The following is a 24,747-nucleotide window of genomic DNA, read 5'->3' as shown; positions in this document are numbered from 1 at the left end:
CCATTTGTTTTATTTATCTGGATACTTACTTTCTTACCATATTTTAACCCGATCTTCAGGAGCCATATACATAGCATCTCCTTCTTTAATATCAAAGGCTTTGTAGAAAGCATCAATATTTTTTAGAGGTTGCGTAGCTCTGGTCATTCCCGGTGAATGTGGGTCTGTTTTAATTCTGTTTTTAAGAGCATCATCTCTCATCTTTGTTCTCCATACTGTAGTCCAGGACATAAAGAAACGTTGTTCAGGGGTAAAGCCATCAATGTTTTCCGGTCTTCCGTTCTCTTCCATGTTAAGTTGTAAGGCTTCATAAGCTGCGGTAATTCCGCCCAGGTCTCCAATGTTTTCCCCCAGGGTAAACGGACCATTAATAAAGGTGTCCGGTAAAACTTCAATAGCACTAAATTGATCTGCCAAATCTTTACCTAAAGCTTCAAATTGTTTTAAATCTTCATCTGTCCACCAGTTATTTAAATTTCCGTTTTTATCATAACGTGCTCCTGAATCATCAAAACAATGTGAAATTTCATGTCCAATTACAGCTCCAATACCACCATAATTTACGGCGTCATCTGCTTGATAATTATAAAAAGGAGGTTGTAAGATGGCAGCAGGAAAAACAATCTCATTAAATGAAGGGCTAAAATAAGCGTTTACTGTTTGCGGAGCCATTCCCCATCTGCTTTTATCTACGGGGTTCCCCAGATCTTTTAAGTTTTGATTGTGGTTCCAGGCTCTGGCATTTAGCATGTTTTGAAGGTATGATCCCCCTTCTTTAACTCCCAATATCTGTAAATCTGAATAATCTCTCCATTGATCCGGGTAAGCTATTTTTACCTTTAATGCCAGTAGTTTTTCAATCGCTTTTTGTTTAGTCTCCTCTGTCATCCAGGACAAATTTTTGATTCTGCTTTCAAAAGCCTTAATAACATTAGCAATCATTTTTTCGGCTTTCTCCTTAGCTTCAGGAGGGAACTTTTCATCAACGTATAATTTACCTAAAGCTTCACCAATAGTACCGTTTAAGGTTTGTAATGCGCTTTCGTCAAGTGGTCTTTGTTTTTTGGCTCCTCTTAAGGTTTTTGCATAAAAGTCCCAGTTTGCTTTCCCAATATCAGTACTCAAGGTTGAGGCAGCAGCATTAAATGCAGACCAACGTAAATAGGATTTCCACTCCTCAACTTTGTTTTCTGTTAAAATGTTTTGAAGGGCTTCCATGTATTTAACCTCGTTTACAATAACAGTATCTATGGTTTTTACACCAATGCCTTTGAAGTATTGATCCCAGTTTATTGCAGGCACCATATTTTGAAGATCACTTATAGCTCTTGGATTATACCTTTTACGTGCATCACGACGGTCTACCTTATCCATTTGAGGTTCTGCCAATCTTGTTTCAAAATCAAGAATTTGTTTTGCCTGTGTATTGGCTTCGGTCTCTGTGTCTCCTAAAAACTGTAACATTCTGGTAATGTGTGTCACATATTTTTCTCTTTTTTCTTTAGAGTCAGCATCATCTTTTACATAATAATCTCTATCCGGAAGCCCTAAACTACCGGCTCCTAAATACGCCGCGTTAATATCACTGTTCTTAGTGTGGGCACGTACATAAAAGCTAAAAAAGCCAGCACCGCCATTAGGCTCCATTTCAATTAAATAGTTTTGAAGATCATTGATATTACTTATAGATGCAATCTTTTTTAGATAGGGTTGTATAGGAGTAATACCTTGTTGGTTTCTTCCTACAGTATCCATAATGGTCTTAAAAAGGTTTACTGCTTTTTCCTGATCAGAGCCGGATACAATGTTAATTTTGTTAAGATCCTTATTGTCAGACATGGCTGTTCTTAAAATAGATAAGGCATCATTATCTGTTTTCTTTCTTAATTCATTGAAACTTCCCCAGCTGGTTCGATCATCAGGAATTGCTGTATTATCAAGCCATTTTCCATTTACATATCTGAAAAAATCATTATTAGGCTGTACTTCAGTATCCATAAACTCCAGATTAATTCCCGGGCTTATTTCAGCTTTGGCTGTTTCTTTTTTAACGTCTTTTTTGCAAGAATAAATGCAGGCAAAGGCAAAAACACTTAATAGTGATAAGAATTTTAAATTGGTTTTCATTTACTGATTTTAATTAGTTAGACATGGTATACATTTTTACCTTGAATTTGATATAAAAATGTATTTCAAAATGTTTCATTTTTATTGAATAATCAAAAAAATGCCTTACAAATTAATAATATTAAACACTTAAAACATTAATAATTGACTTTTATTAACAAAAGTTTAATAAAATGTTGTAGTTTAAATGATGTGGGTTTAAGAAGTATTTTGCCTTAAACTTGCCTATTTAAGGCCGCTCAATAGTGCGGGTATCAAATTCAATTTTTTTATTCATTTGTAAATTCAAATTTGAAAATGAAACTAGAAATTCCTGGATAGCTTCAAGAAGCTCTTCTTTGCTTGTTGTAGATAAATTTGAAAGACTTTCAAGTTTATAAAATTTGGTTTCTACAACCAGAATACGTGCCAGGATAGAAGACGATGCTATGGTTTCCGGAATGTCATCTTTTAATTCCTTTAAGAGCAATTTGATGGCTTTTTCATTATCATTAAAAAAGCTTAAATCACCCTCTTTTACATCATCTATAACATCTCTAAGTTGTCTGTATTGTGCCCAGTCCTCTATGGCATCTTCTGTTTTTTCATCCAAAGCATAATCAATGTATTTGAGTTTGGAGATCTCTTGCTCAGTGATTTCCTGGCTTTTATTAACTTCAACGCCTGCAGTAGAATTACTTTCTTGTTTGTTTTTGCAAGATAGAGTCAAAACAAATAAACTGACTAAGGCTAAGATTTGAATGCGCATTATACGTTGTTTAAAAAGGGTGAACCACAAAGATATACGAATAGTTGATTTTTTTTAATTGAAAATACGATAATCAGTTTAAAAATATTTCGATTTAAAAATGCATTATTATCATTAAAAACTTATTATTTTTGAAAAATCTTCATAAACATGCTTGTAAATGAACCCTAGAATATTAATTATTGGTGCTTGCGGACAAATTGGTTCTGAATTAACATATAAGTTGCGCCATATTTATGGCAATGAAAATGTGATTGCAAGTGATATTAGTTATAGCAATTTAGATATTGTGAATTCTGGTATTTTTGAAATTGTTGATGCTAAAGATTATGCCAGTGTAAAGACCTGTGTTGAGAAATTTAATATTGATACGGTATATCTTATGGCAGCTATGTTAAGTGCTACAGGAGAAAAGTACCCTATGAAAGCCTGGGACTTAAATATGACTTCTCTGTTTAATGTACTGAATTTAGCAAAATCAAAATTTATTGATAAGGTATTTTGGCCATCCAGTATTGCTGTTTTTGGGCCTACCACACCAGTAGATTATACCCCGCAATATACTATTATGGAACCCACCACGGTTTATGGAATAACCAAACAGGTTGGTGAACGTTGGTGTGAATATTATTATAATAAATATAATGTGGATGTAAGGAGTTTAAGATATCCAGGGATAATAAGCTGGAAAACTTTACCTGGTGGAGGGACTACAGATTATGCTGTGGAGATTTACCACGAAGCTCTAAAAAATAAAAGCTATGAATGCTTTTTAAAAGAAGATACAGCACTTCCAATGATGTTTATGGATGATGCTATTCAGGCTACCGTTGATATAATGAGTGCAGAAACAGATGCCATTAAAATTCGTTCATCCTACAATGTAGCAGCCATAAGTTTTACACCTAAAGCCATTGCTGAATCTATTAAAAAATACATCCCGGAATTTGAAATAACCTATAAGCCTGATTACAGGCAGGATATAGCCAGTAGCTGGCCTCAAACTATAAACGACTCTTATGCAAGACAGGACTGGAAATGGCGTCATAAGTTCTCGTTAGATGACATAACAAATGAGATGCTGTTGCAGTTAAGAAAAACGTACAAATAATTTGTATCTTTGGATACCCTAAATCTGTATTATTATGCTTGATAACTTTTGGTTTAATGTTGAATATGGCATCAATCACGTACTTGATATCAATGCCTATGACCATGTTTTATTTCTTATAGTATTGACCATTCCTTATCTTTTTAAAGACTGGAAACGCGTCCTTTTATTAGTTTCTGTATTTACATTGGGGCATACCTTGTCCCTGGTTCTTGCGGCTTATGGTGTTGTAAGTGTTAATGCTACTGTTGTTGAGTTTTTAATTCCTATTACCATATTAGTTGTTGCCCTTTTTAATGTATTTACTGCCGGTAAGGGAGCCCAAAAGGAAAGAGTGGGGGTTTTATTTTTATCTACCCTGTTTTTTGGTTTAATCCATGGTTTGGGATTTGCACGAGAATTTCAAATGTTATTGGGTGATTCTGATAATAAACTTATGCTTTTATTGGAATTTGCTCTAGGTATTGAGCTGGCTCAAATTATTATTGTATTTATTGTTTTATTTTTGGGCTATGTGGTGCAAACCATATTCAGGTTTTCAAAGCGCGATTGGATTATGGTTATATCTGCAATTGTTGTTGGATTGGTAATCCCTATGATACTGAACAGCGATTTTTTAGCTTAAACTTTCATAAAACTTTAACGTCTCTACCGTTGTAATTAAAATACATACCAATTATATTCGTTGTATTGTTTTGCGTTAAGGATTGCAGCGGCATCCTTTTTTGTATTGGCTAAAATGGGATTATAATTTTATATGCCTGATAGTATAATACATTGGATATGCTATTGAAGCAATTTTAATACAAAAAAGATATAGCGAAAGCCTGACCCGAATTGTAATAAGCCTCAAAAGCTTAACTTTGAATTTTAAATGCGGGTAACGCCATAATTATAAAATAAATTAATGCCAGAAAATAAACAGTTAAAGTACGATAAAGCTTATTTGAGGATTGCACAGGAGTGGGGGAAGTTATCGTATTGCAATCGCAGACAGGTTGGTGCGATTATTGTAAAAGATAGAATGATCATATCTGATGGATACAATGGAACGCCATCTGGATTTGAAAATTTTTGTGAAGATGAAGAAGGTTACACCAAGTGGTATGTGTTGCATGCCGAGGCCAATGCTATTTTAAAAGTAGCAGCGTCTACGCAATCTTGCAAAGGTGCTACGCTATATATAACCATGTCGCCCTGTAAAGAATGTAGTAAATTGATTCATCAGGCCGGAATTATAAAGGTGGTGTACCATAACGCTTATAAGGATGATTCCGGATTGAAATTTTTGAAAAGAGCAGGGATAGAACTTAAACAAATTGAAGATTTAAAAGCATAATGCCATATCAAAAAAAATATTTGCCTTTGGTTTTGGGCGTTGCTATTGCAGCGGGCATTTTAATTGGTGGGAAATTGAATTTTACAGATTCGCCCGACCGATTATTTTCTACTAATAGCAAGAAAGACAAACTTAACAGGCTTATTGATTATATTGAATATAACTATGTTGATGATATAAATACCGACAGTATTGTTGATGTTACTGTAAATGGAATATTAGATAACCTGGATCCGCATTCTGTTTACATTCCTAAGGAGGATATGGAGCGTGTTGCTGAAGAGATGAAAGGTGACTTTGTGGGCATTGGGGTGAGTTTTTATACTTATAAAGATACTATTGCGGTTATACGGGCTATTGAAAACGGGCCAAGTGCTAAAGCAGGGATAAAAGGAGGTGATAGAATTATTATGGCTGACGGAGATTCTCTTTATGGGGATAAAGTAAAGGATAGTGATTTGGTGAAGAAATTAAAGGGGCCTATAAACTCAAAAGTCAACTTAACGGTTTACAGGCGAGGAGAATCTGAGCTTTTAAACTTTACGGTTAAGCGGGGTAAAATTCCAATAAAAAGTGTTGATGCTGCTTATATGCTTACTGAGAAACTGGGATATATTAAGATTAACCGATTTGCAGAATCTACCTATAAAGAATTTAAAGCAGGTATAGATATGTTGGAAGCATTGGGGGCCTCGGAAATTGCTTTGGATTTAAGAAATAACCCGGGAGGATTTTTGGGAATTGCCGAGCAAATAGTAGATGAGTTTTTAGAAGGTGATAAGTTGATCCTGTTCACAAAAAATAAACGCGGTGATGTTGAAAAAAGCTTTGCGACCCGAAAAGGTGATTTTGAAGATGGAAAAGTATATGTGCTGATAGATGAAAATTCAGCCTCAGCAAGCGAAATTGTGGCCGGAGCGTTACAGGATAATGATAAAGGAACCATTGTAGGGCGTAGATCTTATGGAAAAGGTTTGGTGCAACGCGAAATGGATTTAGGTGATGGTAGTGCCGTGCGCTTAACAGTGTCTCGTTACTATACGCCTACAGGGCGTTCTATCCAGCGCCCCTATGGTAATGGAAATAAAGATTATTACGATGAGTATTTTGAACGACTGGATAGTGGAGAGCTTTTGGATCCTGAAAAAATTAAAGTCGATGATTCCTTAAAATTTACAACTCCCGGTGGTAAGGTTGTTTATGGCGGTGGCGGTATTATTCCCGATGTTTTTGTGCCTATTGATAGTAGTATGCAAAATGAAACCTTGTCGTTTTTGGAACGCAGAGGCTTTTTTGGGAATTTTGTATTTGAAGAACTGGAACGAGACAGACATGCTTATGATGGCATTTCCAGACGAGATTTTATAGATACTTTTGAGGTTGGTGACGACCTGGTATTTGCCTTTCAGGATTACCTGAATTTAAGATCAGATTCTAAAGTTACCTTTGTAGCCTACCATGATGAGGTTAAGCAATATATAAAAGCAACACTTGCAGATCAGCTTTTTGGCGGTGGTGCTTTTGAGGAAGTCTATAACCAGCGAGATATTATGATTGATGAGGTGATTAAGTTGAGTGATGAAAAATGATAAACAGATTATTAAGAATTAATCTTATCATGTACTTTACTGTGTTTCCCGTTATTCCAAAGCGTTAAAATGTCTGTGGCCACATGGGCACCACTTCCTGAGGCTATACTGAACTGACTGCGCCATCCTGCCAATGTACCGGCAACATAAAGATTGTCTTCAATTACATGATCAGTATTTTTCAGCCAGACGCGCTCTTTTTCAAGAGATTCTCTGGGGTGTGGCTCAATGTATTTCTCAAGCCCCTTAATGGTCATTAAGTTAGTGTAACCTACAGCAATTACCACTAGCTTTGAACTATAGGTGTTTTTGTTGGTTTTAATGTTGAATCCGTTGTTGGTTTTTGAGATTTCTAAAACTTTCTCTTTGCCAATTTGATTCACATGAGGGTATAAATTGGCAAGTTGTTTTTTACCGTTTTCTAAAATTGAAGCTCCGGTAGTTCCCGGAGATAAGCCTAAAACATTATTGAATAATGCGTTTTGTAAATGGGATGTTTTTTGATGTGTAATGATGCCAATGGTTTTACTGGCGGCAAAGGCTTTGTTTTTTGCAGAGCCTAATACTAAAGCACAAGACATGCCTGCAGCACCAGCACCAATTATTAAGGTATCGTACATATTACTGGCGTTTCTTTATGAGATCTTCAATGCGTTTTGAAGTTCTTAAAATGGCCATCATCATGATAACACATAGTGCGGAAACAATGGTAATTATGGCAATTAAACTGTCGCCTTTTAAAGGCGCATCAAAATTTACCTGGGTGATATTAAAAATAACAAGTCCAAGGGCAAGAATACTAAGTATGATGGTGAAAATTTTCATGTTGTAATGTTGTGTTTTAAGCAATGTCAAATAAAGCTTTAATATTATGAGCAAACAATTTTACGGCAATGGCCAATAAAATAACACCAAATACTTTTCGGATGATATTAATTCCGTTTTGGCCAATAAAACGTTCAATTCTAGCTGACGTTTTAAGGACTATAAAAATAATAATAACATTTAGTATAACAGCTATTATAATGTTTTCTGTTCTGAATTCAGCTCTTAGGGATAATAAAGTGGTTAAGCTACCAGGACCTGCAATTAATGGAAATGCTAAAGGAAAAACTGCCGTGGTCATACTGTTGTGCTCTTCTTGTTTGTAAAGTGTGATACCTAAAATCATTTCCAGGGCTATAAAAAACAAAATAAAGGCGCCGGCTACAGCAAATGAATTCACATCTATGCCTATAAGGTTTAAGATGCTTTTTCCTAAAAATAGAAACAAGATTAAAATAACTCCGGCAATAATAGAGGCTTTCTCGCTTTGGATATGTCCTGCTTTTTTTCTTAAATCAATAACAATAGGGATGTTTCCAATAATGTCAATTACAGCAAATAAGACCATAAATGCTGTAAAGATTTCTTTAAAATTAAACTGCATGACTTAAGGTTTTTAGTTTTCCGCAAAAATATGTCATTAAAATCTAAAGGTCTTAAAAATAAAGGTAAAGTTTATCTATTTTTGTGAACTATTTTTAAGTCGGCAGTATATGTTTCAGTTAGGGAAGACTATAGTTTCGGAAGAAATTATAGAAAAAGATTTTGTGTGCAACCTGTCTGCATGTAAAGGCGCGTGTTGTATTGATGGTGATGCCGGGGCGCCTCTGGAAAAAGATGAGGTAGCTATATTAGAAAATATTTATCCTAAGGTAAAACCATTTTTACGACAAGAAGGTATTGAAGTTATTGAATCCCAGGGTGCTTACATTACAACTGAGGACGGGGATCTGGAAACTCCGCTTATTAATGATGCTGACTGTGCTTATGTTGTTTTTGATGAAAATAATGTGGCGTTATGTGCTATTGAAGAAGCTTATAATCAAGGAGAAGTACCCTGGAAAAAACCGGTGTCATGTCATTTGTACCCCATAAGAGTTCAGGATTATAGTGAGTTTTCGGCTATTAACTATCATAAATGGCAAATTTGTGATGATGCTTGTGTCTTAGGGAAAGAATTGCAAATTCCTGTTTACAAATTTGTAAAGGAGGCCTTGATAAGAAAATTTGGTGAAGACTGGTACATGGAGTTGGAGAAGGTTGCAAGAGATATGAAAAAATAAGTAGCGTCGAAGTCTTTTAATTTGCAAAGAGGAGTGTCAGCTCATATTTGATTTTTAAGCTATGATTTCAAAAACATATTTCAAAATTGAAAATAGAGGGACCTAAAATCATACAAATTGAAATGTTAAAAAAATAATTTCTATATAGTTTTTAACACCTTTAAATATAGTTGATTTTACTCTGAAAGCACCTGTAAAACTAGGGTTTTGTGTCTTTTAAAACCTGATATTTTTTTGTAAACTTTTTGATATCTAAAAAAACATAATCGCTTGATTATCAATGTTTTGATTGTTTTTTTCTGTAAACTTACTGATTATTAGTGTTTTCATTCTTTGTTAAAAACTTGTTGAAAAGCTTTCATATTTTTTTTCAAAACATATCAATCATTTTACAATCTTTGTTATCCCAAATCAAAGCTTTTTTTCGTTAAACTTTAATATTAAATTTAAAAAAATGTCTCAAACAGTAGAACCCATTCTTCAAGAAAACAAAGATCGTTTTGTAATTTTTCCAATTCAACATCATGATATTTGGGAATGGTATAAAAAATCAGAGGCAAGTTTTTGGACTGCAGAAGAGATTGATTTGCATCAGGATCTTACAGATTGGACTACTAAATTAAATGATGATGAGCGCTATTTTATAAAGCACATCTTAGCATTTTTTGCAGCTAGTGATGGAATTGTAAACGAGAATTTAGCTGAAAATTTTGTTAATGAAGTACAATATAGTGAAGCCAAATTCTTTTATGGGTTTCAAATTATGATGGAGAATATCCACAGTGAAACCTATTCGCTTTTAATTGATACTTATGTAAAAGATGAAAAGGAAAAGGATCTATTGTTTAATGCTATAGAAAATTTTCCGGCTATTAAGAAAAAAGCAGATTGGGCTTTAAAATGGATTGAATCTCCAAGTTTTGCTGAGCGATTAATTGCTTTTGCAGCTGTAGAAGGTATTTTCTTTTCAGGAGCGTTTTGTTCTATTTTCTGGTTAAAGAAAAGAGGGTTAATGCCGGGATTAACATTCTCAAATGAGTTAATCTCCAGAGATGAAGGTGTGCATGCAGACTTTGCAGTACATATACATAACAAGCATTTGGTAAATAAAGTTCCAAAAGACAGAATTAGAGAGATTTTAATTGATGCTTTAGATATAGAACGTGAGTTTATAACAGAATCACTACCAGCTAGTTTAATTGGAATGAATGCCGTTTTAATGGCACAATATTTAGAATTTGTGACTGATAGATTGTTAAGTGAGCTTGGTTGTGAGAAAGAATACAATACTGCTAATCCGTTTGATTTCATGGATATGATTTCTTTACAGGGAAAAACTAATTTCTTTGAAAAACGAGTGTCTGAATACCAAAAGGCAGGTGTACTTAACAAAGAGGAAGAAAAAGATAAATTCAGTTTTGATGCTGATTTTTAATTACCCTCGATTTTCAAAAGAGAACCTTTTTGAAAACCTAATTAAAATGACATTTTCCGTTTAAAAAGGAAAATTACTTATAACTTTTATTGAATTAATTAAACCAACTGAATTTGGTATTGCCTATTGCATTCCAGATTTTGAATAACTAACTAACCCAGTTTCTGAAGGTGTATCAGAACTATTAAAAAGTGTAAAATATGTATGTAATAAAAAGAAGCGGTAGAAAAGAGCAGGTGATGTTCGATAAAATTACTGCCAGAGTAAGAAAATTATGTTACGGATTAAACGAATTGGTTGATCCGCTAAAAGTAGCCATGCGTGTTATAGAAGGGCTTTACGATGGTGTTACTACCAGTGAGCTTGATAATCTTGCTGCTGAAATTGCTGCTACTATGACTACTGCTCACCCGGATTACGCCCGTTTAGCAGCGCGTATCTCTGTATCTAACTTACATAAAAACACAAAGAAAACGTTTAGCGAAGTGATGGAGGATTTATATACCTATGTAAATCCAAGAACAGGAAAAGATGCACCATTACTTTCTGATGAAGTTTATAATGTTATCATGGATAATAAAGATAAATTGGATTCTACAATTATCTATAACCGTGATTTTGGATATGATTATTTTGGTTTTAAAACCTTAGAACGTTCTTATCTTTTGAAACTTAATGGGAAAATTGCAGAACGTCCGCAACACATGCTTATGCGTGTTTCAATAGGGATTCATTTAAACGATTTGGATGCCGCTATAGAAACCTATGAATTAATGTCTAAAAAGTATTTTACACACGCTACGCCAACATTATTTAATTCAGGAACACCAAAGCCACAAATGTCATCTTGTTTTCTTTTAACTATGAAGGAAGATAGTATTGATGGTATTTATGACACCTTAAAACAAACCGCAAAAATATCACAGTCTGCCGGAGGTATAGGTTTGGCTATGCATAATGTGCGTGCAACAGGAAGCTATATTGCCGGTACTAACGGGACAAGTAACGGTATAGTGCCAATGCTGCGTGTATTTAATGACACGGCGCGTTATGTAGATCAGGGTGGAGGAAAACGTAAAGGAAGCTTTGCTATTTATTTAGAGACCTGGCATGCTGATATTTTTGACTTTTTGGATTTAAAGAAAAACCACGGAAAAGAGGAAATGCGCGCTCGTGATTTATTTTATGCCATGTGGATTTCAGATTTATTTATGAAGCGTGTTCAGGAAAATGCAGATTGGACCTTAATGTGTCCTAATGAGTGCCCGGGGTTACCAGAGACACATAGCGAAGAATTTGAAGCACTATATACTAAATATGAAGCAGAGGGAAAAGGACGCAAGACTATTAAAGCTCGTGAACTTTGGGAGAAAATTTTAGAATCTCAAATTGAAACAGGAACGCCTTATATGTTATATAAAGATGCGGCTAATCGTAAATCTAATCAGCAAAATTTAGGAACAATTCGTTCGTCAAATTTATGTACTGAGATTTTAGAGTATACCTCTCCGGATGAAGTTGCTGTATGTAATTTGGCGTCTATTGCACTTCCAATGTTTGTTAAGAACGGAAAGTTTGACCATAAAGAATTATTCCGTATAACAAAGCGTGTTACTAAAAACTTAAATAGGGTTATTGACAGGAACTATTACCCTGTTCCTGAAGCAGAAAATTCAAATATGCGTCATAGGCCTATTGGATTAGGAGTTCAAGGTTTAGCTGATACGTTTATACAATTACGCATGCCTTTTACCAGTGATGAGGCAAAACAATTAAATCAGGATATTTTTGAAACCCTTTATTATGCGGCAGTTACTGCCAGTATGGAAGAAGCTAAAAAGGATGGGGCTTATCAGACTTATGAAGGATCTCCAATTAGTAAAGGAGAGTTTCAGCATAACCTTTGGAACCTTAAGGATGATGAATTAAGTGGTAATTGGGACTGGGAAAAACTACGTAAGCAGGTGCTTAAAAACGGTGTGCGTAACTCATTATTAGTAGCGCCAATGCCAACGGCTTCTACATCACAAATTCTTGGAAATAATGAGTGTTTTGAACCTTATACATCTAACATCTATACGCGCCGCGTATTGTCTGGTGAGTTTATTGTTGTGAATAAACATTTGTTAGAGGATCTAGTGGAGTTAGGACTTTGGGACGAAGGTTTAAAGCAGGACATCATGAGAGCAAATGGTTCAATTCAGCATATTGATATTATACCTCAGGACATTAAAGACCTATATAAAACCGTGTGGGAGTTAAGCATGAAAGACATCATAGATATGTCCCGCCAACGCGGCTATTTTATTGATCAATCTCAATCACTTAACTTGTTTATGGAGGGTGCTACTATGGCTAAATTAACCTCAATGCATTTTTATGCCTGGAAAAGCGGCTTAAAAACAGGAATGTATTATTTACGAACTAAGAGTGCGGTTGATGCTATTAAGTTTACTCTTCAAACCAGTAAAAAAGAAGAGCCGGTTGCAGAGGTTGTAGAAGTTGATAATACGGTGGTTCAACGGGAAAAAGCTAAGAAAAAGAAATTAGCAGCCCAAAATGCTGCTAAGTTTGCCAAACAGAGCGAAGCAGAAGTAGAACCTATGACTGCTGAAGAAATGAAAGCACTTATAGAGCAGGCAAAAGCCGGAGAAGGTGATGATTGTTTAATGTGCGGATCATAATTTAACATAAAGATAATGGGTAGGTTCCCTCTTAGGAGGGAACCCCAAATTTTTAGAAAAGCATCTCTTTTTGAGATGCTTTTTATTTATCTTAGTCCTAACATACTATTCCGTATTAAGCCAAATCCATTTACTATTACTCCGAATTTATATGCAGTCCGGGGAAACTGTTTTTACCAAATATATAATCAATATAATTTCAAAATATCCGTTCCCAGATATTTGTCATCCTTATTGTAGTACCAGGCTCTTATTTTGGGCATTTTAATGTCATTTATAATTTCCTCCTCAGTAAGTAAAATATATTCACCACTTTTTGGTTTAATTTTACCGTTTTCATCCGTCTTAAAAAACTGATAAACTTCCATGGCATAAGTATTTGGATTAAAATAAAAGTACCACACATCGCTTCCTACATCGGCTTTATAATTTACCTTAAGCACTAAATAATCCTTGCCTTTGAAAGTTTTTTGTTCAACTTTATTGTTAATCATTGTTCCGGGATCTTGTAGTTTCATAGGTAAACCGTAGAGATACGTGTAATAGTTTTTATACAGTTCAGCCATTTCGCAATGTGATCGCTTAGGCTTTTTGGTCTGTTTTGCAATGCCTATGGAGTCCTTTTTTGATATGATGCATACCCCTTTACTAAGAGTATAAGTTTTTGAAGTAGAATCACGCTTAGAAATAAGGTTAAAATATTCTTTTGGAATATGTATTTGAATGTCACTTTCTCTATTGGAGGCATTAGGGGTTTCCATTGTTATGTGAAGCGTACCGTTAAATGTGCTCCAGATATTTTTTGGGTCATGATAGGCTATAGCCTTATCTAATAATTCTTTACCGGTAAGTTGTTGTCCAAGAAGATGGTTAGTATTTAGTAAAAGCAATAAATAAATACAAGTGATTTTTTTCATAATAAAAAATTATGATCCTAAGGTAGTATTTTCAGATATGGAAACAAAAAAAGCACCTCATTGAAGTGCTCTTTTACTATTTATTTTACAGCTAATTTTAGCTTTCATCTCCCATTAAAGCAAAGAATTTATCAAGGTTAGGAAGTATAATAATTCTTGTTCTTCTGTTTTTTGCTCTATTTTCTTTGGAATCATTTTCTGCAAGTGGTTGATAACTACTTCTTCCTGCTGCAATTAATTTTTCAGGAGCCACATTGTATTTTTCCTGTAGTTTGCGAACTACAGATGTTGCTCTTAAAACGCTTAAATCCCAATTATCAGCTATATTAACTGTATTAATGGTTCTTGAATCTGTATGACCTTCAACCATAACATCTAAACTAGGTTCAGAGTTGATAACATCTGCTAGTTTTTGTAATATAGGATCTGCTTTAGAACTTAACTTGTAGCTGGCTGTATTAAACAACATGTTATCAGCAATAGAAATCATAACAACTGTTCCGTCAATATTAACGGCAAAATCATCATCTTCATTTAATTCACTTTTGCTGATTACTTTTTCAAGATTGTAAGCCACTGCCAAATTCATTGAATCTTTTAGAGTTTTAGCCTGATTTAACTTTTCAGCATCAACATGTTTTAATGTCTCACGCATCTTGAATTTGGTGTCTTCAGAGATTACTGCAACATGATCAACAACATCCAGCTTGGAATTGTTTTCGTCCTTTAAAGAAGCAATCTTTTTATTGTAATTGTCAACCCGAGTTTGGATTTTTTCAAATTTAGCCTCTAAGTCTTCTTTTGCTACTCTGGTTTTTTGTAGTTCGCTTTTAATTTCTCCATTTTCTTGTTGGAGTGCCAGATATTTCTTTTTTGAAACACATGAAAATGTAAGAATGCTCAATAATACGATTAAAATTTTCTTCATAATAAATTAATAACTTTAGGTTTACATCATTTACGTAATGAAGCTCAATATAGATTATGATGGCCTTAAATTTTTAGCACTTATTTTTTTAAAATAGAATAAACCGTTGTTGTTGAAAACAAAAAAGCATTTAAAAGTGGCATACCGCTTTTAAATGCTTTTCTTTTGAGGTAGTAAATAGAATATTTTACTCTTCTTCTTTATTACCAGTTATTGAATCAGCAGTATCAATAGTAGCCGGTTTTACTGAGCTGTCATGTGCATCATGATACTCTTCTAGAAGATTCATTGTTGCCACTAATAGGTCTTTAGTTTCTAATAATACACCGAAATAAAGTGTCGTGTTTTTAGGGCTTGATTCTTCTGTACGGGTACGCTCAACTTGCTTCTGAATTTTTTCAGTTAACATGCTGAATATTTGTTCTTTGCTGTTTAAGATGCCACCAATTTGTTCAAAAGAACTTGAATCAAAGGCTTCTTTAGTGTCCTCAAATAATGTTTCAAGCGAAGCATCAACTTCTTTCAGTTCTTTTATTTGGTTGAATTTTAGTTTTTTATGGTTGTTGTTTACGTGTTTGTGACTTACTTTAGAAATATATTCTAAAGACTGAGTCATATCCTGTAAGTAACCTAAAATATTTATATAAAAATTACTAGCTCCAACACTCGAGTCGTCTAAATTTTTAATGAAATAGAAGATATTGTCTCGTAATCCTTCAACTTCCTGTGATAATTTAAGAATTTGTTTATTATTCTTTTTTAGAAGTGCCAAATCTTGTTTGGCAAGCCCGTTGATAGAGTTTGTATAAATTTTATTTCCTCTTTTTACAACATTGGCAATGTTGTTTGCACTTTCATGAATAACTCCCTGAATAGAGCTGCTTTCTGCTTTAATTAAACTGTCCTCAGCTCTTCCTTCTTTAGATTTTTTGTTGTGCACAATAGAGCTTCTTATTAGTAGTGAGAAAGCTAGTACTAATAAAATGGGGAACATAACCTTAATGTTCAAACTTAATAAGTAGGCTACTAAAGCGGCAGCAGAGAATGCACTAATTGCGGTAAAAAACCATCCGCCTATAACATTGATAACACCTGCAACCCTGTAAACAGCACTTTCAGCTCCCCAGGCTCTATCAGCAAGAGACGTTCCCATAGCAACCATAAATGTAACATAGGTTGTAGAAAGAGGTAGTTTATATGATGTCGCAATAGAAATTAGAACGGCAGCCACCATTAAATTTACAGCAGCTCTAACTAAATCAAAAGCAGGTAAGTCAATTTTTTTACTTTTTGTAAGTGTTATTACTGGTGTTTCAAATTGTTTATCAATTTTTTCTTGCCATGAAACTGGTAAAATATAGGATGTCATTTGAGACATTAACATAGCAGATCTAACAAATCCTCTGGATAAGAAGTTAGGTTGAAAACGTTCTTTAGTTTCTCCCTGACTAGAAAGGTCTAAAGATGTTTTAACTACGTTTTTTGCTTTTGTGGAAAACCATAGAGTCAAAACCATAATCATGCCTGCTAAAAATAAAAGCCAGTTATTGGTTGGTACTTTTTTAGCTAAAACTTCCATAGAAAATTCTCCGGCCGGTAATCCTGATGCTGACCATTCTATAAAGGCATTATACGCTGCAACAGGCACCCCAATAAAATTAACTAAGTCATTACCCGCAAATGCTAATGCCAATGCAAAAGTACCTACAATAATAATTAATTTATAAATGTTTGATTTAGCAAATGCAATTAAGGCATATGATAATAATGACCAAAATACAGAACTTACTACTACAATTGAAAGCACTTGTGTCTCTAAAAAGTCCTTCATTGTACCGCCGCCTAAAATATCAAATGACTCTTTTGCATAGGAAGTTCCTTTTAATCCTTTCATAAAAATGAAATAGGTGATAGCAGTTAATGCAAAACCACCAAATAAGGCCCCTACCCATTGTGCCTTTTTTTCAAAGTTATAGGATAGCAATACCCTAGAAACCCACTGAACAATAGCGCCGATGGAGAAAGCAACAATTACAGATAAGAGTATGCCGAAAATAATTTGAGAGGCTTTTGAGGTATTGATATAGTTTATAACGTTACTAAAATCTTCACCATCATGACCAATTTTAATTAAAGCTATGGCTACAGCAGCACCTAACAGCTCAAATACAATAGAAACCGTTGTGGAGGTAGGCATACCAACAGAATTAAAGAAATCAAGAAGTAGGATATCCGTTATCATTACTGCCATGAAGATAATCATGATCTCATCAAACATGAATTCACCAGGGTTGAAAATACCTTTTCTAGCCACTTCCATCATACCGCTTGAAAAAACGGCTCCTACTGCTACTCCTAAACTCGCAACAATCATAATGGTTTTAAAAGAGATGGCTTTAGACCCTATAGCAGAATTTAAAAAATTTACTGCATCATTACTTACCCCAACTACCAAATCAGCGATTGCTAAAATGGCTAAGGCAATGATCATGTATAGATAAATATTTTCCATGGTATTTAGTTGAAATAAGTTTGCAAATATCATAAATATAATTAAGGAATGTGTTACGTAATTGTTATGATTTAAAAGTGTATATCCATTTGTAGCCTGAAAAGAATCTCATTACTGCCACCATGAACTTCCATATAGCTTAAATCACTCTGAACTTTAAGTTTGTGTCCTGCGAAAAATTTTGAAACCCCTAAAGTATACATGTCATCAGAATTGCTTCCAGAAATAGTATCCATATTAATATCTGTATAGCGTCCAGTTATTTCCCAATTAGAAGGGAATAAGTAACCAGACATCAAGTTTAAACCATTTCCAACTTGAACAATATCTCCGGTTTCTGTGCCATCAGAGTTTTTAGCAATAGGGTTGTCGGCTTTTCTATCTGCATATTCAAACATAAAGGAGTACCCTTTATATTTAAACATACCATCAATAAAAACGGTATTGACATTAGTTTTATATAAATCAGCACCATCATCAATAAACATATAAGAACCACGGTTACTTCTGGTTCTTACCGCATCATTGTTAAATTCCATTCCCCCGGCCAAGGATAGTTTTGGGGTTTGTTCTCTTTTAAGATCAGAGCCTTTGTAGTCTCCTCTACTAATAAATTCGCCAAAGGGAAATAATTCAATTCGCCCTACATATTGAAAGCCGCCTTGGTTTCCCTGTGTAACATTTCTACCCTCACCTTGTGAAAAGGATAAAATTTCTTTGACCAAAAAATTGGGATTAATATTGAATTTGTGTGTCAACATGGCCCCCATATCCCTATCTATATTAAATCGGCTATTTAAGCGAGACCGGTTAACAAGTTGTAAGTTTCCAGAAGAAATAACGCGCTCTCTGTTGCCTGGTAATTTACCCTGGCCTACCCATAGCTCAAAATTCTTATAAAAATTCCATCTTATACGTGCATCCATAATATATCTTGGTGAATTTCGAGTAAACTCTGAAGCGCCGGACATATCACGGTTTGAAAGGCCTAATTCAACTTTATATCTTAATTTTGGGGAGAAGGCAAAGCCACTAAATTTTAATCTTGATCGTCTAACTAAAAAATTTGTCTCTGAGGGAGCGTTTTCAGTCCATGTAGAAGTTCCAAGCAATTGAAATCTGAAACCAATTTTCATAGTCCAAGAACTATCTTGACCTACAAGGTTAAATAGTCCTTTTCCAAATTTACTTGTTTTAATTTCTTGTGCATTTATAGTAGTAAATGCAAGCAGAACAATCCCAAAAAGGATGTGTTTAGTCTTCATTATAATTATTAGTTTTTGTCGCTGCAAAGAACTAACTCTAATGTTAACTTAATGTTTCTTAATTGTTAAATATTTGATGCAGAAAAGACTGCCTTGGCCAAGGCAGTCTTATTAGAAATCATGATAATGTAGTCGACAAAAACTAATAGATTATATGAAATACTAATTGTTGTCTTAAGACATAGCAAATATGTGAGTTTTGTATAAAGTGAATGTAATCTTAATATTAACTAATTATTAATATTTCAACATTAGATGTTGTATTGTAACTATCTTATTTTCATATTATTACGTGTTTAATGTTAATTTAATGTTATGTGAATGTTGTTTAAAAGTTAACTAATACGTATCTTTGAAAGATAATGTTAAAAACCCCATAATTATGAAGAAATCAATTGTATTACTTTTTGCTTTTTTAATTACTGTGGTTTCTTTTGCTCAGCAAAAGAGAGAATTAAAACATAATAAAGACACTAATTTAATAGATGTTGTTTATTATCATGACAATGGTGTTGTAAGCCAAACAGGGTCTTACACAGTAGATGGTAAATTACATGGAGTGTGGTTAAGTTTTAACACAGAAGGCAAAAAAATAGTTTCTGCTAATTATGATAATGGTAAAAAAGTCGGCAAATGGATTCACTGGATTGACGGTGTTCCAAAAGAAGTAGATTATAGTAAAAATGTGGCTTCGCTTTAAGGTAGAAGTCATTCTGAAATAAAAAAAGCATCCTATTTAGGATGCTTTTTTTATTGTATAAAATCTAAGTTGTTTATTATAAACTAGCGTTTTTCCATGCCCATCCTGAGATGTCTAATGCTGAGGCATCTTTACCAGAGTTAAGCGTATATTTAGTAGTTTCTCCGGAAAGTAAAGTGGCATCAGGATTAGCACCTTCAATTTGAACGTTAGCTAAATCACCGCCATCTTTCATATCTAAATCTACAGCATAACCTGTTAAGTGAAGATTAGTAATGGTACCACCAGATTGCTTTTTAAACTGTAGTGCTGTCCCTCCTACAGAGGAAATGGCAGTAATATTATTGAACTTAGGGTTTCCGTTGTCTTTATCTCCTTCAAAAACTGTAGAGAATCCGGCAACAGTATGAGAAATATAAGCGTTATTTACGGTTCCGCTCCACCCTTCAGTCCAGTCAATAGAATCATCGTCATTATTTTCTAAGTATAAGTTTGATGCAGAAACGGTTCCACCAAAGAACTCAACACCATCATCAGAACCATTGATTACAGCAATGTTTTCAATTATAGTTTGAGAGCCTACGGCGTATAATGATAACCCATTGTATTGTGACTCAGAGTTGATTTGAGCACCGGTTCCTTTAAGTACCAAGTATTTTATAGAACCTGAGTTGTCATTATCAGTAGTTCCTCCATAAATAAATCCTCCTACTTCAGCTGTCGCATCAATACCGGCAGTAGTACTTGCCTTTCCGCAAATGGTTAAACCTCCCCAGTCTCCACCTTTTGCATTTATAGAGGCAATTACAACAGGGTTATCAGCTTCACCCTGGATATCAATTTCACCACCTTTTAATACAGCAATATAAACATCAGTACCACCATCTTTAGCTGTAATTTTTGTTCCTGCAGGAATGACTAGCTTTCCTCCATCCTGTACAATTAACGAAGATGTTAATAAGTAAGGAGTTGATGCATCTAAGGTCATAGTACCTGTAACTTGTCCTGATAAAATGTTATTTTCAAGATTAATAGTTGTATTTACCCAGGAAAATGCCGAATTAGCATCTATTGGAGAAGCATCTTTTCCTGTATTAATTGCATATTTTGAAGTTTCACCAGAAAGTAATGCTGCATCAGCGTTAGCACCTTCAATTTGAACATTGGCTAAATCACCACCATCTTTCATATCTAAATCTATAGCATAGCCTGTTAAGTGAAGATTAGTAATGGTACCACCAGATTGCTTTTTAAATTGTAATGCTGTACCACCTACAGTAGAAATAGCAGTAATATTATTGAATTTAGGGTTTCCGTTGTCTTTATCTCCTTCAAAAACTGTAGAGAACCCTGCAATTGTATGAGAAATAAAAGCGTTGGTAACTGTACCGTTCCATCCTTCAGTCCAGTCAATAGAATCATCAGAGTTGTTCTCTAAATATAAGTTAGAAACAGAAACGGTTCCACCAAAGAACTCAACACCGTCATCATCACCATTAATAACAGCTACATGGTCAACTAAAGTACCAGATCCTACAGCATAAAAGGATACACCATTGTATTGAGATTCTGAATTGATTTGAGCACCGGTTCCAACAATTTGTAAGTATCTGATAACACCAGAGCTATCACTATCATTAGTACCACCATACTGGAAACCACCTACTTCAGCTTCAGCATCAACACCAGCTGTGGTAGTTGCATTTCCACAAAGCGTTAATCCTCCCCAATCACCAGGGTTTCCATCAGCAGATGACATAATTACAGGGCTGGAAGCATTACCATTAATGTTAATTGTTCCGTCTCTAAGTACAGCAATATAAACATCTGTACCACCATTGTCAGCAAGAATTTTTGTTCCTGCAGGGATATTTAAAGTTGCTCCGGCATCAATTATGAATTGCCCTGTTAAGTTATATACAACTGAAGCATTAAGTGTATAACTTTCTTTAAGTGTCCCTCTCATGATTCCAGCTTCTAAGTTGGTAAGTACCTCTTCTTGTGTAGGTACTATTGGAGCCGGGTCATCCGAACTACAACTAGTTAGATTTATAGCTGCTACCAATGCAACTAAACCAAATAATTTTACAGTTAATTTTTTCATTTTTAATTTTATGGTTTTAAATATTTTGTATTCTTAAATACTTCTGCAAAGAACACTATTTTGCATTGCTTTATCTTTAACCTAATATTAAGCATAGGTTACGTTTCTCTTTTAAATATTGCGCTTTTGTTATCAAAATGTTAATGGATTATTTGACTTTTATTTTAAGGAGATTGAATAAAGTTCCCAGTGCCTTTTTATATAAATGAAACCCCCAAGGAATAGTCTGTCCTTGAGGGGTATGCAATGAATAAATATTGTCTTTTATTAGAAAGAATATTTTAAGCTTAGGCTTAATACACTTCCGTTTTTATATGAACTTACAACTTCATTAGTTTCTACACCATCAATAAGGCTTTTAACTTTTTGTGTTTGTTCAATTTTAGGGTTTAAAAGGTTTCTACCAATAAACTTTAGTAAGAGTTTATCTGATAGTTGTTTGCTCATAACTAAATCCAAGGTTAAAAAACCTTTTTCAATGATTTCATCATTGTAAAGAATATCACTATTATCAAAATCTTCAGGAGCACCTAATGCAAATACTTTATCAGAGGAATAATTACCGGTAAGTGTGGCAATAAATTCTTTGTCAGTTTGGCTGTTATAACTCAATGATCCGTTTAAGATAAAATCTGAAGCTCCTTGTAAGCTGGATTCTGTAATATCTTTATATTGAAACTCTTCAAACAAATCCTGATTAAACCACATTTGGGTAACATTGGTATTAAAGTTTAAAATAGCCTCGTTATCCTCATTTTCTATTAAGTTCAAGCGGGTCTCTACTTCAAGCCCAAAAACATTAGCTTCTTCTCCGGTGTTAGAAAATTGAAAAATACCGGCAGATCCTCTGGTCAAAGCTAAATTGATAGGGTTTTTAATTTGCTTGTAAAAGGCCGTAGCAGAAACCACTTCTCCTGATTTTGGGAAAAACTCCCATTTTAAATCCGCATTAAAAACATCCGATTTTTCCAGATTAGGATCACCACGCGTTACACGCCCGGTTGGTGATACATATTCAAACGGTGACAATTCTTTAAACTCAGGTAACACTTGAGTAAAACTTGAAGCAAAACGTAAAAAGTGTTTTTCGTTTAATCCATACTTAAGATTTACACTTGGGTATATATCATTATATTCTTTTTTAACAGAGCCAACCCGTCCTACGTAGTTTCCAACATCCCAAAGAACATTAATTTCATCACGTTCAAATCTAACTCCAACATTACCAGATAGTCTTTTATTAAGGCCAAAGTCTAAGCTAGCATAACCAGCCATAATATTCAAATCAGCATCATATCTATCTGGATCAGGATCTCTTAATACCAATCCGTTTTCAAAATTATCATCGGTAAATGTCAATGAAAATTGATCCACAGAGGGTACCTGAAAACCTCTGGCTCTTACTCCAATAAACTGAGAACTAAAAACGCGCTCTTTTTTACGGAAGTTTCCACCAACATTTAGTTTAAATGGGCGGTTGTCATCCTCATCTAATTCACCAAAAGTTATATGGTCTTTTATATAGGCATTAAACTCAGTATCCTCAATTTTTTGACTGGATTTTCTTTGTTGAAAATCGCCAACGTGAGCGTACTGTACTGTATTTTCGTCTAAAATGTTAGCTTCATTTCTTATTCTGTTAGGCTCTTCGGCTAAAACATAGTTGTAGCCTCCGGCCCATTCCAGTTTATTGGTCTCATTAATTTGATGTGTACCCTGTATTTGATTAACAAGTAAAATGGTCTGTTTAAAGTTTTGGTCCCTTACAAACGCTCCATCTTCCTGAGGATCCTGGTCAAAAACATAACCTTCCCCATTTCTACCTTGTTCATAAACGTTATCAGAACTTTTATTAACAGATAAACCATTAATTTTAATTCTATGATCGTTATTAAGCTTTAATCCTAAGTTAATATATCCGGTAGAATTGGTATTTGTTGTAAAGTTCTCAACATCGGTAAATTCATTGTCCAGTACGTTAGATCTAAACGTTCTAAAAAGACCACTTTGGTATTCGTAAGAATTTGAGTGTGACCCTGCTGCAAAAACAGAGACGTCTTTACCAAAAACCTGGAACTTTGTGCCACCGCTTAACGCCAGATTGAAATTAGCAGTATTATCTTGCACCAACGGATCCCAACCTTGTCTGGTAATAAGATCAACCGTAGCATATTTCTTTTTATGGAAACCAAAAGTTACATCTTCTGAGGCTACACTTCTTTTAAAATCACCGTCTAATCCCAGAACGTTAGTATTGTATCCAAAACGAACGCGTGCATTAAACCCTTTCTTGGAGTATGCCTTAGAGGCGATATCAATATTCCCTGAAGTTTGGTCTGCATAACTATTGGTATTATACGTTTTGCTAATACCTACATTTTCTATCATTTGGGTTGAAAATAAATCCAGGTTAATATTTTTATTGTCTACATCATCTGAAGGAATGGCTAACCCGTTCATAGTGGTAGATAAATACCTGTCACCCAGTCCACGAATATATATTTCTCCCGAACCTTCACTTTGTGTAACCCCGGAAATTTTTGTGGTAGCTGCTGCGGCATCAGAAACCCCAATTTTTGATAATCTTTCAGCTCCAATACTTTCTTTTATTACCACGGCTTTCTTTTGCTCCAATAATAAAGCAGTTTCGCTTTCTCTTTTGGTTGTGGTTGTAATTACAACTTCATCTAAGGATGCGGCACTGGCTGCCATTGGAACATTTATCTCTACTACTTTTCCAGCTACAACTGTTACCTGAATCTCTTGGGTTTCATAACCAACAAAACTATATACTAGTGTATAATCTCCAGCTTCTAAGTCACTAAATGTATACAAGCCGTCAAAGTCTGAAGTGGTTCCTTTTGTGGTTCCTTTTATTAAAACATTGGCAAAGGCCAAAGGTTCATCGTTATACTCTTTATCTGTTAATTTACCCACTACAGTTCCTGTAGTTTGAGCATATGTAAATACTGTGGTTAAGAGTATAAACAGAAATGTGATTTTTTTCATTTTTTTATCTATAATTTCTTGGCGCAAAGGAACTGAGATATTGTAAACAAAGCGTTACCTATGAGTTAAAGAACGGTAACAAAAGCGTTAGGTTAATGTTATCTAACATAGTTTTGACTTGTAATTTGATTACATTAAATTAACATTAAGCCGCTAAAGCCTTGATTATAT

At 34.4% G+C, this 24,747-nt stretch carries 19 protein-coding genes; 8 read left to right on the top strand and 11 right to left on the bottom strand.

The annotated features are described in order from the left end of the window. Positions 1-33 precede the first annotated feature (33 nt). Complete coding sequence (locus VOI54_RS02760) at positions 34-2,127, bottom strand: M13 family metallopeptidase (protein ID WP_326281204.1); 2,094 nt, start codon at positions 2,125-2,127, stop codon at positions 34-36. Positions 2,128-2,356: 229 nt separating this feature from the next. Next, positions 2,357-2,875, bottom strand: a complete 519-nt coding sequence (locus VOI54_RS02755) for a hypothetical protein (RefSeq protein WP_326281203.1) — start codon at positions 2,873-2,875, stop codon at positions 2,357-2,359. A gap of 160 nt (positions 2,876-3,035) precedes the next feature. On the opposite strand from VOI54_RS02755, the gene VOI54_RS02750 reads away from it, so the two are divergent. The 4 genes from VOI54_RS02750 (at position 3,036) to VOI54_RS02735 (ending at position 6,914) form a co-directional block, all read left to right on the top strand. Beyond that, on the top strand, positions 3,036-3,986 hold the full coding sequence (locus VOI54_RS02750; protein WP_326281202.1) for an NAD-dependent epimerase/dehydratase family protein: 951 nt from the start codon (positions 3,036-3,038) through the stop codon (positions 3,984-3,986). A 34-nt stretch (positions 3,987-4,020) separates the two neighbouring features. Continuing rightward, positions 4,021-4,611: a HupE/UreJ family protein gene (locus tag VOI54_RS02745; RefSeq protein ID WP_326281201.1), complete on the top strand. Its 591-nt coding sequence runs from the start codon at positions 4,021-4,023 to the stop codon at positions 4,609-4,611. Between the two features lie 282 nt (positions 4,612-4,893). After that, on the top strand, positions 4,894-5,325 hold the full coding sequence (locus VOI54_RS02740) for a deoxycytidylate deaminase (protein ID WP_326281200.1): 432 nt from the start codon (positions 4,894-4,896) through the stop codon (positions 5,323-5,325). Continuing rightward, positions 5,325-6,914, top strand: coding sequence for a S41 family peptidase (locus VOI54_RS02735; protein ID WP_326281199.1), 1,590 nt, complete (start codon positions 5,325-5,327; stop codon positions 6,912-6,914). The genes VOI54_RS02740 and VOI54_RS02735 overlap by 1 nt, the downstream gene beginning before the upstream one ends. Positions 6,915-6,925: 11 nt before the next feature. Here the strand turns inward: VOI54_RS02735 and VOI54_RS02730 are convergent, their stop codons facing one another. From VOI54_RS02730 to VOI54_RS02720, 3 genes are read right to left on the bottom strand one after another with little or no spacing between them, the layout of a single operon-like run. After that, complete coding sequence (locus tag VOI54_RS02730; protein ID WP_326281198.1) at positions 6,926-7,534, bottom strand: NAD(P)-binding domain-containing protein; 609 nt, start codon at positions 7,532-7,534, stop codon at positions 6,926-6,928. Between the two features lies 1 nt (position 7,535). After that, positions 7,536-7,739 carry a hypothetical protein gene (locus VOI54_RS02725; RefSeq protein ID WP_326281197.1) on the bottom strand — a complete coding sequence of 68 codons (204 nt, stop codon included), beginning with the start codon at positions 7,737-7,739 and terminating at the stop codon, positions 7,536-7,538. Positions 7,740-7,755: 16 nt separating this feature from the next. Beyond that, entirely contained in the window at positions 7,756-8,343 is a 588-nt protein-coding gene (locus VOI54_RS02720; RefSeq protein WP_326281196.1) for a MarC family protein, read from the bottom strand. Positions 8,344-8,452: 109 nt separating this feature from the next. Here VOI54_RS02720 and VOI54_RS02715 point away from each other — a divergent pair, with 109 nt between their 5' ends. The 3 genes from VOI54_RS02715 to VOI54_RS02705 all read left to right on the top strand — a co-directional run bounded on the left by VOI54_RS02715 (position 8,453) and on the right by VOI54_RS02705 (position 13,141). Next, complete coding sequence (locus VOI54_RS02715; RefSeq protein ID WP_326281195.1) at positions 8,453-9,022, top strand: DUF3109 family protein; 570 nt, start codon at positions 8,453-8,455, stop codon at positions 9,020-9,022. Between the two features lie 454 nt (positions 9,023-9,476). Next, positions 9,477-10,457 (top strand): ribonucleotide-diphosphate reductase subunit beta, encoded by a 981-nt coding sequence (locus VOI54_RS02710; protein WP_326281194.1) that lies wholly within the window; start codon positions 9,477-9,479, stop codon positions 10,455-10,457. A 200-nt stretch (positions 10,458-10,657) separates the two neighbouring features. Continuing rightward, positions 10,658-13,141 (top strand): ribonucleoside-diphosphate reductase subunit alpha, encoded by a 2,484-nt coding sequence (locus tag VOI54_RS02705; protein WP_326281193.1) that lies wholly within the window; start codon positions 10,658-10,660, stop codon positions 13,139-13,141. 188 nt (positions 13,142-13,329) lie between these two features. Here VOI54_RS02705 and VOI54_RS02700 read toward each other — a convergent pair whose 3' ends face one another. The 4 genes from VOI54_RS02700 to VOI54_RS02685 all read right to left on the bottom strand — a co-directional run bounded on the left by VOI54_RS02700 (position 13,330) and on the right by VOI54_RS02685 (position 18,763). Further along, positions 13,330-14,058 carry a DUF6503 family protein gene (locus VOI54_RS02700; protein WP_326281192.1) on the bottom strand — a complete coding sequence of 243 codons (729 nt, stop codon included), beginning with the start codon at positions 14,056-14,058 and terminating at the stop codon, positions 13,330-13,332. A 97-nt stretch (positions 14,059-14,155) separates the two neighbouring features. Beyond that, positions 14,156-14,986: an OmpA/MotB family protein gene (locus VOI54_RS02695; protein ID WP_326281191.1), complete on the bottom strand. Its 831-nt coding sequence runs from the start codon at positions 14,984-14,986 to the stop codon at positions 14,156-14,158. A gap of 187 nt (positions 14,987-15,173) precedes the next feature. Then, entirely contained in the window at positions 15,174-17,498 is a 2,325-nt protein-coding gene (locus VOI54_RS02690; protein ID WP_326281190.1) for an inorganic phosphate transporter, read from the bottom strand. 71 nt (positions 17,499-17,569) lie between these two features. Next, on the bottom strand, positions 17,570-18,763 hold the full coding sequence (locus VOI54_RS02685) for a porin (RefSeq protein WP_326281189.1): 1,194 nt from the start codon (positions 18,761-18,763) through the stop codon (positions 17,570-17,572). 382 nt (positions 18,764-19,145) lie between these two features. Here VOI54_RS02685 and VOI54_RS02680 point away from each other — a divergent pair, with 382 nt between their 5' ends. After that, on the top strand, positions 19,146-19,463 hold the full coding sequence (locus tag VOI54_RS02680; RefSeq protein ID WP_326281188.1) for a toxin-antitoxin system YwqK family antitoxin: 318 nt from the start codon (positions 19,146-19,148) through the stop codon (positions 19,461-19,463). 76 nt (positions 19,464-19,539) lie between these two features. Here VOI54_RS02680 and VOI54_RS02675 read toward each other — a convergent pair whose 3' ends face one another. Both VOI54_RS02675 and VOI54_RS02670 read right to left on the bottom strand, forming a co-directional pair. Next, positions 19,540-21,567: a beta-helix domain-containing protein gene (locus VOI54_RS02675; RefSeq protein ID WP_326281187.1), complete on the bottom strand. Its 2,028-nt coding sequence runs from the start codon at positions 21,565-21,567 to the stop codon at positions 19,540-19,542. A gap of 267 nt (positions 21,568-21,834) precedes the next feature. Then, on the bottom strand, positions 21,835-24,576 hold the full coding sequence (locus VOI54_RS02670; protein WP_326281186.1) for a TonB-dependent receptor: 2,742 nt from the start codon (positions 24,574-24,576) through the stop codon (positions 21,835-21,837). Positions 24,577-24,747 lie beyond the last annotated feature (171 nt).

The organism is Alterotamlana spongicola (assembly GCF_035818475.1).
In the GTDB taxonomy this organism is placed as follows: domain Bacteria; phylum Bacteroidota; class Bacteroidia; order Flavobacteriales; family Flavobacteriaceae; genus Cognatitamlana.
The sequence above is the reverse complement of the archived record's forward strand: the minus strand, read 5'-3'. Positions and strand labels throughout refer to the sequence as shown.

Coding starts and splice junctions, on each gene's coding strand:
- VOI54_RS02675 (WP_326281187.1), bottom strand. CDS start 21,567: ATGAAAAAATTAACTGTAAAATTATTTGGTTTAGTTGCATTGGTAGCA.
- VOI54_RS02685 (WP_326281189.1), bottom strand. CDS start 18,763: ATGAAGACTAAACACATCCTTTTTGGGATTGTTCTGCTTGCATTTACT.
- VOI54_RS02755 (WP_326281203.1), bottom strand. CDS start 2,875: ATGCGCATTCAAATCTTAGCCTTAGTCAGTTTATTTGTTTTGACTCTA.
- VOI54_RS02670 (WP_326281186.1), bottom strand. CDS start 24,576: ATGAAAAAAATCACATTTCTGTTTATACTCTTAACCACAGTATTTACA.
- VOI54_RS02725 (WP_326281197.1), bottom strand. CDS start 7,739: ATGAAAATTTTCACCATCATACTTAGTATTCTTGCCCTTGGACTTGTT.
- VOI54_RS02705 (WP_326281193.1), top strand. CDS start 10,658: ATGTATGTAATAAAAAGAAGCGGTAGAAAAGAGCAGGTGATGTTCGAT.
- VOI54_RS02750 (WP_326281202.1), top strand. CDS start 3,036: ATGAACCCTAGAATATTAATTATTGGTGCTTGCGGACAAATTGGTTCT.
- VOI54_RS02735 (WP_326281199.1), top strand. CDS start 5,325: ATGCCATATCAAAAAAAATATTTGCCTTTGGTTTTGGGCGTTGCTATT.
- VOI54_RS02760 (WP_326281204.1), bottom strand. CDS start 2,127: ATGAAAACCAATTTAAAATTCTTATCACTATTAAGTGTTTTTGCCTTT.
- VOI54_RS02695 (WP_326281191.1), bottom strand. CDS start 14,986: ATGAAGAAAATTTTAATCGTATTATTGAGCATTCTTACATTTTCATGT.
- VOI54_RS02700 (WP_326281192.1), bottom strand. CDS start 14,058: ATGAAAAAAATCACTTGTATTTATTTATTGCTTTTACTAAATACTAAC.
- VOI54_RS02715 (WP_326281195.1), top strand. CDS start 8,453: ATGTTTCAGTTAGGGAAGACTATAGTTTCGGAAGAAATTATAGAAAAA.
- VOI54_RS02730 (WP_326281198.1), bottom strand. CDS start 7,534: ATGTACGATACCTTAATAATTGGTGCTGGTGCTGCAGGCATGTCTTGT.
- VOI54_RS02720 (WP_326281196.1), bottom strand. CDS start 8,343: ATGCAGTTTAATTTTAAAGAAATCTTTACAGCATTTATGGTCTTATTT.
- VOI54_RS02740 (WP_326281200.1), top strand. CDS start 4,894: ATGCCAGAAAATAAACAGTTAAAGTACGATAAAGCTTATTTGAGGATT.
- VOI54_RS02680 (WP_326281188.1), top strand. CDS start 19,146: ATGAAGAAATCAATTGTATTACTTTTTGCTTTTTTAATTACTGTGGTT.
- VOI54_RS02745 (WP_326281201.1), top strand. CDS start 4,021: ATGCTTGATAACTTTTGGTTTAATGTTGAATATGGCATCAATCACGTA.
- VOI54_RS02710 (WP_326281194.1), top strand. CDS start 9,477: ATGTCTCAAACAGTAGAACCCATTCTTCAAGAAAACAAAGATCGTTTT.
- VOI54_RS02690 (WP_326281190.1), bottom strand. CDS start 17,498: ATGGAAAATATTTATCTATACATGATCATTGCCTTAGCCATTTTAGCA.